Origin of the sequence: Peribacillus sp. NPDC097264 (genome assembly GCF_050277925.1) — a bacterium.
Lineage (GTDB): Bacteria > Bacillota > Bacilli > Bacillales > DSM-1321 > Peribacillus.
This window is the reverse complement of record NZ_JBNNSR010000001.1, coordinates 288771-305126: the sequence shown is the minus strand read 5'-3', so window position 1 is coordinate 305126 and position 16356 is coordinate 288771. Positions and strand designations below refer to the sequence as shown.

The following is a 16356-nucleotide window of genomic DNA, read 5'->3' as shown; positions in this document are numbered from 1 at the left end:
TGCTGTAATATAAACATTCATGAATTAGGAAAAAGAATATTTTTCCGTATACATAGTCTAAATGACAACAACATGGTTAAAGTGTGTTGATTTAAGTGGAGGGATCTTGATGTCCATACACAAGGTTGATGCTAAAGCATTGGACAAGATCTTAGAAACAATGGTAAGCACGGTTAGTGAAAGCAGGAATGAAGTCTTTGATATTGAAGAGCAATGCCGCAAAGATTTCGAATCACTGACAAAAGAGCTTGAAGATGTGAAAGTAAGAGTTGCGATAATGATAAATGACAGCGATTCACTGGATTCTAAAGCAAGATTTGCTCGAAAGAGGCTTTCTGAAGTCAGTATGCACTTCAACCATTTTTCTGAGGAACAGGTGCGCGATGCGTATGAAAGGGCTCATAAGTTGCAAGTCGATTTACAAATGAACAGGCAGCTTGAAAAAGAGCTTCGTAATAGACGGGATGAACTTGAACTCAGAATAAAAGGATTGCAACACACGATTGATAAAGCCGCACATCTTGTCTCGCAAATCTCTGTTGTACAGAATTATTTAACCCAGGACTTGAAATTTGTAGGGGAAGCCCTTCAAGAAGCTAAGCGTAAGCAAGACTTCGGCTTGAAGATCATCGAAGCCCAGGAGCAGGAGCGGAAAAAACTTTCACGGGAAATTCATGACGGTCCGGCACAAATGCTCGCCAACGTCATGATGCGTTCGGATTTAATTGAACGTGTCCAACGGGAGAGAGGTCCTGATGAAGCACTTGTGGAAATCCGGAGCTTAAAAGTCATGGTGCGTAATGCATTATATGAGGTGCGCAGAATCATTTATGATCTTCGTCCTATGGCGCTTGATGATTTAGGACTAGTTCCTACCCTCAGAAAATATCTACAAACAACCGAAGACTATAATATCAATAGCGGCGTGCGTCTGAATTTTGTCAATATGGGCCAAGTCATAAGGCTTCCCTCCGATATGGAAGTCGCTTTGTTCCGTCTGGTTCAAGAGGCCGTGCAGAATTCATTAAAACATGCTCAGCCCAAACATATTAGTGTCAAACTATCCATTTCCAAAGAGCTAGTGACCGTCGTCATTAAAGATGATGGAAAAGGGTTCGATGCGGCCATCCAAAAAGAGGGTTCTTTCGGCTTAGTCGGAATGAGGGAAAGAGTCGAGCTCCTCGAAGGAAGCATGACGATAGACTCGCAGCCGGGGGCAGGAACGTTGGTATTGATCCAAGTCCCTTATCAATTAAAATAAACATCCAAATGCAGAGGCATTTAAATAGAAATTAGGAGGAAGAAGCCGTTGAAGACAAGTATCATCATTATCGATGACCATCAGCTTTTCCGCGAAGGCGTTAAGCGTATTTTAGATTTTGAATCATCCTTTGACGTTGTCGCCGAGGGCGATGACGGAAGCGAGGCTATGGACCTCGTAGAAGAGCACAAGCCAGACGTTGTTATCATGGATATCAACATGCCGAATATGAACGGGGTAGAAGCAACGAAGATGCTTGTACAACGTTATCCTGATACAAAGGTCATCATTTTATCGATTCATGATGATGAAAACTATGTACAGCATGCATTGAAAACAGGAGCACAAGGATATCTGTTAAAAGAAATGGACGCAGATGCATTGATTGATGCGGTTCGTGTTGTCGCTGAAGGCGGTTCATACCTTCATCCGAAAGTGACGCACAATCTGGTCAAGGAATATCGCCGTTTGGCCGCTGAAGAAGGCGCCGATCGCGATTCCCTATACGCTGTGGAAATCAGAAGACCTCTTCACCTGTTGACTCGACGCGAGTGTGAAGTCCTTCAACTTCTGGCTGACGGAAAAAGTAACCGTGCCATCGGTGAAACGCTTTATATCAGTGAGAAAACCGTCAAGAACCACGTAAGTAACATTCTTCAGAAAATGAATGTAAATGACCGTACGCAGGCTGTTGTCATGGCTATCAAAAACGGCTGGGTCGAAGTGAAATAAATAAATTCATGATTTTGTCCGGTTCTTCCGTTACGCAACGCGTAGGGAGGGCCGGCTTTTTTGTTTGACTTATCAGGATAATCATAGGAGAAAGGAAAGCTATTTAATGCAAATAAAGGCTTTTTCCTATAGAATGTTGAATAAGTACAGAGAGTAAATATGGTTAAGGATGGTACTATACTATGAAAACGGCAGTCGTAACAGACAGCACTGCATATATACCTAAGGAAATGCGTGAACGATTACATATACATATGATGCCGCTTAATGTGATTTTCTCGAATGAGGCATACCGGGAAGAAGTGGATATTACCGCAGATGAATTTTATGAAGAAGTTAAAAAGCAAGAAAAGTTGCCGACCACTTCACAGCCTCCGATTGGTTTGTTTGTCGAGAAGTTTGAAGAACTGAAGCAGAATTACGATGATGTCATTTCGATTCATCTATCGAGTGGGATAAGCGGGACGTACCAAGGGGCCATTGCAGCCGGTGACATGGTTGAAGGGATTCGGGTCCATGCCTTTGACTCCGAAATCAGCTGCATGGTCCAAGGGCTTTATGTTCTTGAAGCAGCACAGATGGCCCTTGATGACAAATCTGCAGACGAAATCATGGCGAGGCTCCGGGAAATGAAGCAGTCCGTCCGGGCCTATTTCATGGCAGATGATTTATCCCATCTGCAACGTGGCGGACGACTTAGTAGTGCTCAAGCGTTGATCGGAAGTCTACTTCAAGTGAAGCCTCTTCTTCACTTTGTCGACAAGGTCATCGTACCGTTTGAAAAAATCCGTACGAGAAAGAAAGCGATGAAACGGATTGCGGATTTACTTGGGGAAGACGCGGCAAGCGGGCTACCGTATAGAGCGGTCATCATCCATGCCAAGCGGGAAGAGGAAGCGACGGAATGGAAAACGGAACTTGAAGCGCGGTTCCCGAATGTGGAGTTCAGCCTTGGCTATTTCGGCCCTGTCATCGGGACGCATCTGGGCGAAGGTGCAATGGGAATGGGCTGGTATAAAATCTAAAGGATGAACGTCTTTCCAGAGGAGAGGCGTTTTTTTTTGCGAATAAAAAAGGATTCATTTATAGAATGCGAGAATTCTAATCAAGAGCCATCAGTTTACAAGAAAGAAGGTAGGAATGTGAATACTCTCCCCTTTTCAAAAGAACTTCAGAAACACCTCGCTGGACGGCTGCTGTTGGCAGCGGAAATTCCCTTCCCCAAAGAAATCCTGACTGAACATATTACAAAAGGCCATGTTTCAGAACTAAATGGCGTACGGCGCGAGAATGGGCGCTTCACATGCATCCGCTGTGGGAACAAGGATCCTTCCTTGTTTTATACGTTTCCATGTAAAGTGTGCCATCAAGATTGTACGTACTGCCGGTCCTGCATCATGATGGGGCGGGTCAGTGAATGTAGCAAATTATACAGCTGGAGTGATCCTCCACTCGCGTTCCCTATTCCGGATCAGGTCATGGGCTGGGAGGGAACACTTTCGGCAGGGCAGCAAACGGCCTCGGACTGTGTCGTTCAAGCCATCCAAAAGAACGGGGAATTCCTCGTATGGGCCGTGTGCGGTGCCGGGAAGACAGAAGTCCTGTTTGCAGGAATCGAGGTAGGCTTGCTAGCTGGGAAGCGGATTTGTATCGCGACACCCCGTACCGATGTCGTACTAGAACTAGCTCCCCGGTTAAAAAGGGCTTTCCCGACAATCGAAGTATCCGCCCTCTATGGGGGGAGCGAAGATCGACATAAACCATCGCCCCTTACCGTTTCCACTACCCATCAGCTTTTTCGCTTTTCCGAAGCATTCGATGTCATCATCATTGATGAAGTCGATGCATTTCCGTACTCCATGGATAAATCGCTGCATTTTGCGGTTCAGAAATCCAAGAAACCATCCTCTACCACCATCTACTTAACGGCGACACCCTCCAAACCAATGCAACTAGCTTACCAAAACGGAAAACTGCAAGCGGTGACGATTCCAGCACGTTATCACCGGCAGCCCATACCTGTACCTGAAATGAAGTGGGCTGGCAATTGGCAAAAGCAATTTCTCCAAAAAAAGATTCCTTCTGTGATCAAGAAGTGGGTAAGCGACCGCCTACAGAAAAAGACGCCTCTATTATTATTTTTTCCGAGCATACAAGTGATGGAGCAGGTGCTTCCTCTGTTTCAAGAGCTGGACCCGAAAGTGGAAGCCGTTCATTCAAAGCATCCGGAGCGAAAGGAAAGGGTGCAGGCTCTGAGAAATGGTGAGGTGCCAGGGTTGTTGACGACGACCATCTTGGAGCGTGGCGTCACGATCGAACGTCTGGAGGTGGCGGTGATTGGTGCCGAACACGAGGTGTTTTCCGAGAGTGCCCTCGTCCAGATTGCCGGACGTGTGGGCAGAAGCTTTGTTTATCCAAGGGGCACCGTCACGTTTTTTCATTATGGAAAAAGCCGGGCGATGCTAGAGAGCATTCACCATATTGAAAGGATGAACCTGGAGGCTAGGAAAAGGGGGCTGCTGGATGCGTAGATGTTTGTTTTGTGATGAAGAGATGAAGGACGTCCTGACATGGAGGAGTTTATTGCTGAAAGTTGAAGTGAAAGTCTGCGAGGAATGTGAATCAAGGCTTGAGGTGATAAGTGGCGAGACCTGTTCGATGTGCTCTAGGGAGCTAGATGAGAAGTTTCGGGTGGGGGACCGATGTTTAGATTGTGTGAGATGGGAAAAAGATGAAAAGTGGAAAGGGCATTTAACGCAGAATATCTCGCTATTTCATTATAATGAACACCTGAAAGATATCATTGCGAAGTATAAGTACCGAGGAGATTACGCATTGGCTGAAGCCTTCGTCCCCTTTTTAAGAGAAAGAATGAAGGAACTGAAATTTGATATTGTGACGGTGATTCCGCTTAGCGGGGAGCGGTTGAAGGAGCGCGGGTTCAATCAGGCACAAGCCTTAACAGATCTATTGGGTCTTGAAACAATGGAGCTCCTTACACGCCTTCATACCGAAAAGCAATCGAAAAAGTCACGTGAGGAGCGGATATCATTGCCGCAGGTCTTTCGAGTTATCGAGCTGGACGCGATACAGAACAAATCGATTGTAATCGTGGATGACATTTACACGACGGGATCTACGCTAAGGCACGCAGCCAAAGCCTTGAAACTTGCTGGTGCGGGAGACATTTCCTCGATCACGCTAGCTAGGTAAAAGTGAGTATTTTTACAAACATCCTAAAGTATCGCTTTTTCCATTCGATATATACAGTATAAGAATATAGTCAAGGGGGACACCCGAAATGGATTTATTCAACTGTCCAAACTGTAACTCGTTATTTGTTAAAACGAAATTCCGCGATGTTTGCGATGCTTGCTATAAAGAAGAAGAAGCACAATTTGATAAGGTGTATGATTACATCCGGAAGAAAAGCAATCGTACGGCCTCCATGGTACAGGTGGTGGATGCGACAGGTATCGAGGAAGAACTAATCATTAAGTTTGTGAAAACGGGAAAGCTGAGAATTGCTCAATTTCCGAACCTGGGCATTCCCTGTGAAAAGTGCGGGACAGTCATCCGGAGCGGGAGATTATGTGATTCATGTAGCCAGTCCATTCGTTCGGGTCTAGAAACGTATGAAAATGAAGAAAAGCGTCGCCTTGAGATTGAAGAACGCGATAAAAAGAATACATACTTTACGAAAGATCTATAAAGTGTAAATCTTAGCTTCTTGGCTGGAATTTTGTTAGAATATTCTGTATTGAGAACAGAATTCGACAAAGGATGTCGAAGGAAAGATTCCTGGAAATCATCAAATAAATCTATTCCTTGTCGATAATACTAGTATGGATAATAAACACAGCCGTGAGTCTTTCTCATCGCCTGTTAAAGGAATCGTAAATATGTGGATGTTGATAAGAATAGATAAAAAAAATCGACCGAAGGAGAGGATCTGGAATATGAAAATCAATAACGTCGGTGTAACGGGTGTGAATCCCTATAATACTCAAATTAATAAAGTGGGGAATGTCAAAGAGTCCAAGGTCAACCCCTCAGACAAAGTGGAAATATCTTCAGCCGCAAAAGAGATGCAGCAATTATCACCCATTCCAGCTGCTAGACAGGCGAAGGTGGATGAACTGAAAATCCAAGTGGAAAACGGAACTTATAAGATAAATGCAGAGGCAACAGCCAAGGGATTAATCGATTTCTACCGAAAATGACCCTTAATCAAACGTTTGATTAAAATGGACGGAACCGCATTCCGTCCATCATCTATGAGCAGAGGAGGCAGCGAACATGTCTGCACGACAGATCATCGACTCGCTTGAAAAATTGGTTGCCCTTCATAAAAGCTTCAACCAATTATCGCAAAGAAAAACAAACATCTTGAAAGCCGGCGACACGGAGGCTATCTCCGCCCTGCTGATTGATGAACAAAAGCATATTAAAGCGATCAGCCAAACGGATCAAGAAAGAGAAGCAGCTGTGGAAAGATTTCTTACGAAAAATGGTGCAGCGAATCAGGAGGCTTCCATTTCCACTGTAACGAAATTCACAGATCCACTTGAAACGGTTGCGCTTGAACATTTAAAAACGGAACTGATTGAAGAGGTAGCTCAGTTGAAAGAGCAAAACAGTTTAAATCAACAGTTAATCTATCAATCTCTTCAATTCATAAATGTCTCCCTGAATATGCTACGGCCGCAAAATCAGAATATGAATTATGGCAAAACGGCCAAGAAGGCTACGAAAAGTGGTTTAGGCATGTTTGATTCGAAAGCGTAAGATAGAGAAAATAGATGGAGGTTTGAACTTATGATTTCAAGCTTTATGGGGCTCGAAACAGCAAAGCGTGGATTATCCACCTCGCAAGGTGCCTTGTATACGACAGGAAATAACGTGTCCAATGCTAACACGGTAGGCTATTCAAGGCAGCGGGTCAACTTGGAGCAAACATCCGGTTTCCCTACCGTCGGGATGAACAGCCCCCGTGTAGCGGGTCAAATCGGAACGGGTGTAGCGGCAGAAACGGTGCAACGAATCCGCGACAGCTTTTTGGATGCGCAATACAGAACGCAAAGTAATAAAATCGGTTATTACGGTTCCATGAGCGAATCGCTAACGAAAATGGAAGGCATCATGAACGAACCAACCGACAGCGGCTTGGCTGCCACGATGGAGAAGTTCTGGAACTCGTTACAAGGATTAACGGCCAATACGGAGAACTCCGGAGCCCGTGAAGTCGTGGCCTCCACAGGCGTGATGGTTGCTGATACATTGAATTACTACTACAACTCATTAACAAGCGTGAAAACGGACATTGGCAACCAAATCAATGTCAAAGCGAACGAAATCAACACGATCATCGACAGCATCGATCAACTGAACCAGCAAATCAGTAAAGTCGAGCCGCATGGCTATATTCCGAATGACCTTTACGATAAACGAGACGTGCTCGTGGACAACCTATCACAGCTTGTCAGCATCAATGTAAAAAGCGTCAAACCAAGCGCCTACGGCATAGCAAGCGACGTTGCGACAGGACTATACAACATCGAGTTAATGAATAAAGACGGCTCCTCTTATGTACCGCCCATCAATCTAGTCAGTGTGAACAAGACGGGGATGCTCGGGACGGCGAAAGTTGAAGTGAGTTTTGATGATACGTCAGGTGCGGTAAACGGAGTGAAGTTCGGTTCGAAAACGATCACGGACTTCAATTTTTCTGGAGAACTGGCTGGGTTGATTGAAAGCTTCGGATATAAAAAGAGTGACGGCACGACGGGGGGCTCTTATCCTGATATGTTGCAAAAGCTCGATAACATGACAAAGGCCTTTGTGAATGAATTTAATGCGATCCATCAAGAAGGATTTGCTTTAGGTGCTGGTGCAAAATCAGGGCTCAACTTTTTTGAAATCAATGCTAGTGGAAGTGCTGCTCAAAGCATCAAGGTAAACAGTGCCATTTTGGCTGATTCTTCTAAAATAGCAGCTGGAAAAACGAGTGGAGCTTCTGGGGATAACGAGAATGCTAAGATTTTGGCTGATTTGAAAAAGAAAGCGTTTAGTGATTACACTACTTCACCGGACAGCTCTTTAACAGGAACATTTGACACCTATTATTCTGGTATTATCGGAAATCTGGGTGTTGATTCACAAAGTGCTCAAAAGAACCTTTCTAACTCGGCGGTACTTGCTGCTTCAGTGGACCAAAATAGAGCATCCGTTAGTTCCGTATCCTTGGATGAAGAAATGACTGATATGATTAAATTCCAGCAGGCCTATAATGCATCAGCAAGAATGGTGACGATGGTCGACGAGATGCTCGATAAAATCATTAACGGAATGGGAACTGTAGGCCGATAATAGGAGTGAATATAGATGCGTGTAACGCAATCGATGCTAACCAATAATATGTTAACCAACCTTAGCAGTAGCTATGAAAAGTTAGGCAAACTGCAGGAACAAGTCTCATCACAAAAGAAATTCACGAAGCCTTCCGATGATCCGGTCGCAGCGATGATGGGGATGGGGTACCGGACCAACCTCAATCAAATCCAGCAGTATAAGAGTAATATCTCCGAAGCGGAAAATTGGATTGATAGTACGGACGATGCGATTACTGAAGCCGTTTCAGCTTTACAAAGGATTCGGGAGATAACGGTACAAGGTAGTAATGGGACGTATGAAGAAAATCAGAAGAGTAATATTTCAGAAGAAATCAAGCAATTAAAGGAACATCTCGTCAGTATCGGTGATACACAGATTGGCGGGAAGTATATTTTTAATGGGCAAAATACGAATGTGAAACCTTCATCTGTGACTGATCCTACTACTGGGAAAATCACATACGGTTCGGAACCTATTAACCTTGAAGTGTTTTCTGGAATTTCGATTCAAATCAATACAGATGGATCCAAGGTTTTTGGAGATGCTCTTGCCAAGGATGGTAGTATTCAAAAAACGATTGATGCTCTCGAAAATAACGGTGATGTTGGTGCGATGTTGGCAGAACTTGATAAAACGATCGACAGCTTTCTATCTACACAGGCCCAAGTGGGTGCGAGACAGAATCGAGTTGAGTTGATGACGGACCGCTTAAGCCAGCAAGAGGTTTTCGCAACCGAGATCCTTTCGAAAAACGAGGATGTCGACATTGAAAAAGCCATCATGAATTTAACGACACAAGAAAGTGTTCACAGTGCTTCATTAAGTATCGGTGCGAAAATCATGCAACCGAGTTTACTAGATTTTCTTCGCTAAGCTATTCGTAACCGGATAGCTTTTTTCTATAAAGAGAGGTGTGATGAAGATGCAAATGCCACAAATTCGCATGCAGTCTACAGCGATGCAAATTGGATTGAATATTGAACAACCGGTACAGCAACTGGAACAGAAGGCAGCGGATTTATCTATTGAACAGCCAAAAGCTATTTTAGAGATTCAGACAACTCCTGGGAAGCTAACGATTGATCAATCAAAGGCTAGAGAAGACATGGATTTAAAAAGCCTCTCCAAGCGAGTGGAGGAATTTGCCCAGCAGGGTTATCAAGATTGGCTGGCTGGTATGGCAAGAAGATCACAACAGGGGACGGAATTGAGGCATATTGAAAATGGAGGTAATGCGATAGCTTCTCAGGCGAAACAGAACGGAAAAGGTCCGGAGAAGCAATTCAATCTTGGTTGGATTCCTTCGAATTTCAGTGTGAAGCTAGAATTTCAACCGTCTCAAGTTGATATTGAAGTAACTCCGCAAAAACCAAACATTGATGTTCAAATTAATAGACCGACCCATGAATATACGCCAGGTAATACGGAAGTAGAAGTTCTACAAAAAAATTCGCTGGATATAAATTTTGTTAACTTATTTCCAGATGAGATAGGTGAGTGAAGATATTTATGATTAGATCAACAAAATTTCATGGAGAAATAGAAATAGGGCAGGAAGATATTTATACGTTTGAAAGCGGGATACCGGGATTTTTAGAAGAAAAGAAGTTTTGTTTATTACCGTTGGAAGAAACACCTTTTTTCGTTCTGCAATCAATTGAAACACAAGAACTTGCTTTCATTGTTACGAATCCTTTTGATACTTTTCGTGATTATGAAGTAAAGCTGACTGATGAAGTACTTTCTACTTTAGAAATAGAAACAGAAAAAGAGGTCATAACGCTTGTTATTTTAACAATTCACGATCCTTTCAATCAAACAACCGCCAATCTTCAAGCTCCTATCATTTTAAATACTCATAAAAAGACTGGAAAGCAGTTTATCATGAATGGGAGCGGCTATATGAATAAGCATTTGCTAATCTACCCTCTAGAAGTAGGACAGGGGGAATACTAATGCTTGTATTAACGAGGAAGCCAAATGAATCGATCGTAATAGGAAATGATATTGAAATTACAGTGCTAGCAATAGAAGGAGAACAGATCAAACTGGGTATCAATGCACCAAAAAATGTGGATATACATCGTAAGGAAGTCTATCTATCTATTCAGGAAGAGAATAATGAAGCGACTAAAACAGAAACCAATATTCTGGAAACAATAAATGAATATTTTAAGAAAAAACCTTGAAAACCCCTTAATATGTTTCTAAGCCTGTCGATATTATATATACAACGATAGATAGTGAAATATGCGGCCGACTTATTCACTGCTTATCGTAAAAAACCACATGGACGTGGGAACTTAAAACTCAAGGAGGAAACAAAAATGATTATCAATCATAATATCGCAGCTCTTAACACACATCGTCAGTTAACAAGTGCTTCAAACGCACAATCTAAATCAATGGAGAAATTAGCTTCAGGTCTTCGCATTAACAAAGCTGGAGACGATGCAGCTGGTCTAGCAATCTCTGAAAAAATGCGTGGACAAATCCGTGGATTGGATCAAGCATCTAAAAACTCACAAGATGGTATTTCTATGATTCAAACGGCTGAAGGTGCGTTAAATGAAACTCACGATATATTACAACGTATGAGAGAGCTATCAGTACAATCTTCGAATGATACAAATACTGCTGAAGATCGTAGTAATATACAAGATGAAATTAACCAACTTGGAGAAGAAATTCAAAGAATTGGTGAGCAAACTGAGTTTAATACAAAGAAATTACTAAATGGTGATATGGGAGCTGGGCAAGCTACAGCTACTCAGAAAGTGTCTAATGCTATGGAAGGCACAATGACAGAAGATACTACATTAGATGCGGTAAAAGATGCGAATGGAAATAACGTTGGACTAGCTAATGGAGATGTAATTACTGCTTCTTGGTCAGTTGGTGGTACACAATATTCTCAAACTTTAACAATTGGTTCAACAGTAGGTACTAATTCAGCAGCTGATTTGACTTTAAAAGATATCGCTGATGAAATTGCTAAAGATGGTACAGTTGATTCTGCTGCTTTTACTGACAACACATTAGATATTACAGCAAAATCTGCGGGTTCTGCTGGACAGATTAATGGACTAACTATTGAAGTTAAGAGTTCAGCAGGCGTTCGTAAAGAAGCAGCTTCTAATGCTTTATCCAACTTCTCAACTACTACAGAGGCTAAGGATGTCCGTGCAGATGGAAGTGCTGATTTCCAAATTGGGTCTAATCAAGGGCAAACATTGAACCTTTCTTTTGAAGACATGAGAGCTGATACATTGGGAGTAAGGAATTTACAAGTAGGTACAAAAGCCCAAGCAGGAACAGCAGTTAGTGTTTTAGACGAAGCGATTCAAAAAGTATCTAAAGAACGTTCTAAACTTGGGGCAACTCAAAACCGTTTAGAGCACACAATCAATAACTTAAACACATCATCTGAAAACTTAACTGCTGCGGAATCTCGTATCCGTGACGTAGATATGGCGAAAGAAATGATGACCCAAACTAAGAACTCTATTCTTTCTCAAGCAGCACAAGCAATGTTGGCTCAAGCTAACCAACAACCACAAGGCGTTCTTCAATTACTTCGTTAATCTTCGCCCCACGGCTTAGATTAGCTAAAAAAAGAGACTCTAGGGATTTTCCTAGGGTCTCTTTTTATGCACTCTCAATCTCTAAGACGGGCTGTCTATAAGGTGTTTTATTCTTCATAATACTAAATACTATGTTTACTAATCTTCTTTCTACATAAACCATAGCTTGTTTCTTCTTGCGTCCCTCTTTGATTTTACTTTGATAGTATTCATACATGATGGGGTTCATATTTTTTCTTATTTGTGTTAAGGCAAGGGAGTAGAAGGCTTTGTTAAGTTCTCTGTTACCTAATTTATTTGAGTAATTTCTTTGGCTCTCCCCCGAACTGTGTTCAAGTGGAGCTATTCCAGCCAATTTAGCTAGTTTATTTGCCTTAGGAAACCTAGTGACATCTCCAATGTTGGCTATGAAGGTAGCTGCCAGTACTGTATCAATTCCATTTATAGTCTTAAGCGGATATCCTGTTACTTCGATTAAATAATCAAGGGTTTTATCAAGACTAACAATCTGACTTTCTAGATGTTCGAGGGAATTTATGAAAGATATAACACTTTCATTTTGTTCCTTCTGATAATCTGTCTTATTCCAGCCGTTACTATCAACAGCTTCTAATATCTCTTTTGCCTTCTTTTTAGGTACTGATTTATTAAATTTTTTCAGGACTTCCATCAATTCCCCCTCAGTAACCTCTTCAAGTAAGTTTGGTGAAGGATATTTCTTGAAGAAACCTTTTGCCGTTTTACTCTCCAAATCCTTAAAAAATTCTTTATGCATGGGGTAATGATGAACAAGGATATTTTGAAGTGACATTTTAATATTAGCTGTCATTTGAACATAATTGTTTCTAGTATTAAGTATTTGTTTTATGGCAAGATATACATCTTGAGGATCGGCAAAAGGGAGATGTTTAAATTCAAAGATAAGAGTTTTAGCAACTGCAAGAGCATCAAGCTCATCAGATTTATTGTGATTAGTTCCAATACTTCTTTGTTTCTTTGTATAAGAAGAATTGCCTTCCTTTACTATGAAACCTGAGTCAAGTAGGTATCTGGCAAGGCTTCTACCATAAAAATTAACATCTTCTAAACCAAATACAATTTCTTTCCCGTCTGACTTCTTCTTCACTTGTTTAACGAATGCAGGGAAAGCAGAGAATGCATTCTTTAGGTTAAATGTCTTAATTTTATCTCCAAACAGTCAGTTAATACTGCGACATGATTGTTTTTATGTAGGTCTACTCCTACAAATACGCTTTTAGTTCTGTCTAACTGGTTCATTCAAATGATTCTTCCTAAGTAATTTCTATTTATTTAGGTTAATAAGAGAATGTGACAGCGTCAGTTATAGCGTTAGCCCGCCAATAAAGGAGATTCGCAATGTTACGTTAGTCTAACAATCTCTTATCTACCAAACTGAAACTTGGATTACAAAATGGCTTTATGCTGACCACGTAAGTTCGTTACATCTCCATATTGATAGCTACCTTTGTAAGAGTTTGATTCACCTAGGGAATACTACTACGAGCAGGAAGTGTTTAGAGAAAAGGAATTAATCGAGAAGCCTATGGAAGCGGCTATCGAAGCGGCGTTCGAAATGGATGAGGAGGAAATTAATCATGTTGTTAGGAGCATTCCAATCCTGATTCAGTGTGAAAATTAGATTTCCTGTGTATTAACACTGTAAAGTTCTATTGTGAAACCGATATAAAAATAAAGATATCTTATTGGGGGGCAATAGAGATGTTGGAGAGCTTATCTACTAATATTCTTTCCTCGCAACTTAGAACAGCAATCTCAGAAGGAATCAGTACGTATTATCAGAGAGAAATCAATACAGTAGCATATTCAGAACAAAGTGTAGAGTCAGATGACAAGCCAACGAAAGAAAAGGTTCAGGAGGTAACTGAAAGTTTAAATACCTTTCTAAATCCAACACATACAGCGGTACGCTTTGAATATCATGAAAAACTGAATGAGTATTATGTTAAGGTCGTTGATGACATAACGAATGAAACAATTAGAGAAATTCCTCCAAAAAAGCTTCTAGACTTTTATGCGGCAATGACAGAGTTTGTCGGGATAATGGTGGATGAAAAAATATAAGTAGGTGATGAATATGGTACGTGTCAGTGGATTAGCGAGCGGAATGGATATTGATGAAATAGTGAAAAGTATGATGCAGGCAGAACGAGTGCCTTTGGATAAATTAACGCAGAAGAAGCAATATTCTGAGTGGCAACGAGATGATTATCGGTCGGTAAATACCGCCTTATCTGAGTTAGATACGCTGATTAAGGATGGAATAGGGAAACAATCTTCGTTTATTAAAAAGACAGTGACAGTTTCGAATCCTAATGCAATTAGCATTAAAAACATAAACTCAACTACAGATTTTGCCGGAACGATAGAGGTGAAAAATTTAGCCGTTGCGGCTACTATGAAAAATCACACTTCACTTTCCCTAAATTCTACAGATAAACTTATAGCTGAAGGAACAGCCGAAAAAGAAATTTATATCCAGGCAATTGATAAAAATGGGGAACTAGGCGAGAGAAAAAAGCTGACCATTACTGCTGAGGATACTCTAGATAGCCTAATATCTAAAATAAATTCTAACACTGATGTTACTGCTTTCTATGATAAGCAATCCGGTCAAATGTCATTCACGGCAAAGAATACTGGAGAAATTGCGGATAAAGCTGAAATCATATTCACTGGAGACTTTTTCACTGAAACTTTAATGATGGATGCAGATAATAAAATTGCTAAGGACAATGAAAGAGGGACTAGTGGCATAAATGCGACCCTTACCTATAACGGGCTAGAAATCAAAAGAAGTTCAAATGTTATTAATCTTAATGGCGCTGAATTTACGTTAAAAGAAAAGACTGAAGGACCGGTCACATTCTCTTCCAAAGCTGATGTGGACACCATTTTAGATACGGTAACTCAGTTTGTGAACAAATACAACGACATCATTAAAAAAATTCAAGATAAAACTACTGAAACGAAATACCGTGATTACGCTCCTCTTACAACGGAACAAAAGAAGGAATTGTCCGAAGATGAAGTGAAGCTTTGGGAAGAAAAAGCGAAGAGCGGAACGCTAAAAAATGACTCAACATTAAAAAGCTTGCTTACAACCATGAGGTCCTCTCTTTATACTTCAGTCAGTGGTATTACAGGGAATAACACGCTTAGTAAGTTAGGGATTACTACCACAAGTAATTACTTAGAAGGTGGTAAACTAACCATTGATGAGGATAAACTGCGTGCAGCCATTTCAGAGGATCCGAATGCGATTTATAAATTATTCATGTCTGAAGGTAAAGATACGGAGAAAAGTTCACAAGGTCTGGCACGTCGTTTGCGTGCGGATATCCAATCATCCATGAAGGTGATTACAGAAAAAGCCGGTAAGGCTGGCTATGTTAATAATAATTTCACCATCGGAAAAGCGGTCAATGGACTAGATACAAGAATTTCAGCATTCGAGGCAAAGTTAGTAAAACTTGAAACCCGTTACTATAATCAATTCACAGCCATGGAGAAAGCGATATCGAAAGCGAATAGTCAGAGCTCTAGTTTGTCGCAATATTTTAGCTAAGTAAGAAAGGAAGAATAAAAAGAAATGGCCATAAACAACCCATACCAATCTTATCAACAAAATTCAGTGAACACAGCGTCCCCGGGAGAGCTTACACTCATGCTTTATAACGGATGCCTGAAGTTCATTCTACTTGGTAAAAAAGCCATTGAAGCGGGTAAAATCGAAGAAAAGAATACGAATATCTTAAAGGCACAAAACATCGTTCATGAACTGATGGTGACCTTGAATATGGATGTTGCCGTATCGAAAGACTTGATGAGCCTCTATGATTATATGAATCGTCGCTTGATTGAAGCTAATTTAAAGAATGATATCGCGGCTTTAGAAGAAGTGGAGGGTCTTGTTACTGAATTCCGTAACACATGGAAGGAAGCCATTCAATTGAACCGCCAAAAACAATTCGTCCAAAGTGGTCAAGTTTGATGGTGCTTCAAAGCTTCCATGATATCAGCACTGAATTACTAACTGTCTTGCAAGACCAGAAGATTGCCGATCGCGATGAAAGAATTGATAGAATTATGCAGTTGCTTGATCAGCGTGAAGAGCTTCTTTCGCAAATCCAGCCGCCTTTTTCCGATGAAGAGATACAACTTGGACGTCAATCCATGATTTTGAATCAGCATCTAGATCAATTGTTGTTACTTCAAAAGCAAGAGATTCAGCGGGATATAAAGGAACTGAATCAGAAGAAGAAAACTTCGAATAAATACACCAATCCTTATGAGAATCTTTCCACGGATGGCATGTTTTACGATAAAAAGAAATAAACTCTTACC

General features: G+C 41.2%; 20 protein-coding genes. 19 read left to right on the top strand and 1 reads right to left on the bottom strand.

Translation table 11 applies throughout. The features are described 5' to 3' along the window. Positions 1–109 precede the first annotated feature (109 nt). From ACQKL0_RS01535 to ACQKL0_RS01470, 14 genes are all read left to right on the top strand, one after another. Positions 110–1261, top strand: a complete 1152-nt coding sequence (locus ACQKL0_RS01535; RefSeq protein ID WP_402954656.1) for a sensor histidine kinase — start codon at positions 110–112, stop codon at positions 1259–1261. 48 nt (positions 1262–1309) lie between these two features. Continuing rightward, a complete protein-coding gene (locus ACQKL0_RS01530) occupies positions 1310–1993 on the top strand; it encodes a response regulator (RefSeq protein ID WP_402870571.1) in 684 nt (227 codons plus the stop codon). Positions 1994–2175: 182 nt separating this feature from the next. Further along, positions 2176–3018, top strand: coding sequence for a DegV family protein (locus ACQKL0_RS01525; RefSeq protein ID WP_402870574.1), 843 nt, complete (start codon positions 2176–2178; stop codon positions 3016–3018). A 117-nt stretch (positions 3019–3135) separates the two neighbouring features. After that, positions 3136–4524: a DEAD/DEAH box helicase gene (locus ACQKL0_RS01520; protein WP_427685847.1), complete on the top strand. Its 1389-nt coding sequence runs from the start codon at positions 3136–3138 to the stop codon at positions 4522–4524. Beyond that, positions 4517–5206 (top strand): phosphoribosyltransferase family protein, encoded by a 690-nt coding sequence (locus ACQKL0_RS01515; RefSeq protein WP_427685845.1) that lies wholly within the window; start codon positions 4517–4519, stop codon positions 5204–5206. Before ACQKL0_RS01520 ends, ACQKL0_RS01515 begins: the two co-directional genes overlap by 8 nt. 88 nt (positions 5207–5294) lie before the next feature. Further along, the gene (locus ACQKL0_RS01510) at positions 5295–5705 is read left to right on the top strand and encodes a TIGR03826 family flagellar region protein (protein WP_427650329.1); all 411 of its coding nucleotides are present in this window, start codon (positions 5295–5297) and stop codon (positions 5703–5705) included. Between the two features lie 247 nt (positions 5706–5952). Continuing rightward, entirely contained in the window at positions 5953–6216 is a 264-nt protein-coding gene (flgM, locus tag ACQKL0_RS01505) for a flagellar biosynthesis anti-sigma factor FlgM (RefSeq protein ID WP_427650331.1), read from the top strand. Positions 6217–6292: 76 nt separating this feature from the next. After that, positions 6293–6781, top strand: coding sequence for a flagellar protein FlgN (locus tag ACQKL0_RS01500; RefSeq protein WP_427650333.1), 489 nt, complete (start codon positions 6293–6295; stop codon positions 6779–6781). A gap of 30 nt (positions 6782–6811) precedes the next feature. Then, positions 6812–8362, top strand: a complete 1551-nt coding sequence (gene flgK, locus ACQKL0_RS01495; RefSeq protein ID WP_427685843.1) for a flagellar hook-associated protein FlgK — start codon at positions 6812–6814, stop codon at positions 8360–8362. Between the two features lie 15 nt (positions 8363–8377). Then, positions 8378–9259 carry a flagellar hook-associated protein FlgL gene (flgL, locus tag ACQKL0_RS01490; protein ID WP_427685841.1) on the top strand — a complete coding sequence of 294 codons (882 nt, stop codon included), beginning with the start codon at positions 8378–8380 and terminating at the stop codon, positions 9257–9259. A gap of 55 nt (positions 9260–9314) precedes the next feature. After that, the gene (locus ACQKL0_RS01485) at positions 9315–9887 is read left to right on the top strand and encodes a DUF6470 family protein (RefSeq protein ID WP_427685839.1); all 573 of its coding nucleotides are present in this window, start codon (positions 9315–9317) and stop codon (positions 9885–9887) included. A gap of 8 nt (positions 9888–9895) precedes the next feature. Beyond that, on the top strand, positions 9896–10342 hold the full coding sequence (fliW, locus tag ACQKL0_RS01480) for a flagellar assembly protein FliW (protein WP_427686042.1): 447 nt from the start codon (positions 9896–9898) through the stop codon (positions 10340–10342). Further along, entirely contained in the window at positions 10342–10575 is a 234-nt protein-coding gene (gene csrA, locus ACQKL0_RS01475) for a carbon storage regulator CsrA (RefSeq protein WP_427685837.1), read from the top strand. Before fliW ends, csrA begins: the two co-directional genes overlap by 1 nt. A gap of 138 nt (positions 10576–10713) precedes the next feature. Continuing rightward, a complete protein-coding gene (locus ACQKL0_RS01470) occupies positions 10714–11970 on the top strand; it encodes a flagellin (protein ID WP_427685836.1) in 1257 nt (418 codons plus the stop codon). Between the two features lie 64 nt (positions 11971–12034). Here the strand turns inward: ACQKL0_RS01470 and ACQKL0_RS01465 are convergent, their stop codons facing one another. Further along, positions 12035–13153, bottom strand: coding sequence for an IS110 family transposase (locus tag ACQKL0_RS01465; protein WP_427686041.1), 1119 nt, complete (start codon positions 13151–13153; stop codon positions 12035–12037). Positions 13154–13501: 348 nt separating this feature from the next. On the opposite strand from ACQKL0_RS01465, the gene ACQKL0_RS01460 reads away from it, so the two are divergent. The 5 genes from ACQKL0_RS01460 (at position 13502) to ACQKL0_RS01440 (ending at position 16347) form a co-directional block, all read left to right on the top strand. Next, positions 13502–13630, top strand: a complete 129-nt coding sequence (locus tag ACQKL0_RS01460; protein ID WP_427685834.1) for a hypothetical protein — start codon at positions 13502–13504, stop codon at positions 13628–13630. Positions 13631–13710: 80 nt separating this feature from the next. Continuing rightward, the gene (gene flaG / locus ACQKL0_RS01455; protein ID WP_427685832.1) at positions 13711–14073 is read left to right on the top strand and encodes a flagellar protein FlaG; all 363 of its coding nucleotides are present in this window, start codon (positions 13711–13713) and stop codon (positions 14071–14073) included. A gap of 13 nt (positions 14074–14086) precedes the next feature. Continuing rightward, complete coding sequence (locus ACQKL0_RS01450) at positions 14087–15577, top strand: flagellar hook-associated protein 2 (RefSeq protein ID WP_427685830.1); 1491 nt, start codon at positions 14087–14089, stop codon at positions 15575–15577. Positions 15578–15601: 24 nt separating this feature from the next. Continuing rightward, positions 15602–16003, top strand: a complete 402-nt coding sequence (gene fliS, locus ACQKL0_RS01445; RefSeq protein WP_402954611.1) for a flagellar export chaperone FliS — start codon at positions 15602–15604, stop codon at positions 16001–16003. Further along, on the top strand, positions 16000–16347 hold the full coding sequence (locus tag ACQKL0_RS01440) for a flagellar protein FliT (protein ID WP_427685829.1): 348 nt from the start codon (positions 16000–16002) through the stop codon (positions 16345–16347). The genes fliS and ACQKL0_RS01440 overlap by 4 nt, the downstream gene beginning before the upstream one ends. The last annotated feature ends 9 nt before the right edge of the window (positions 16348–16356 follow it).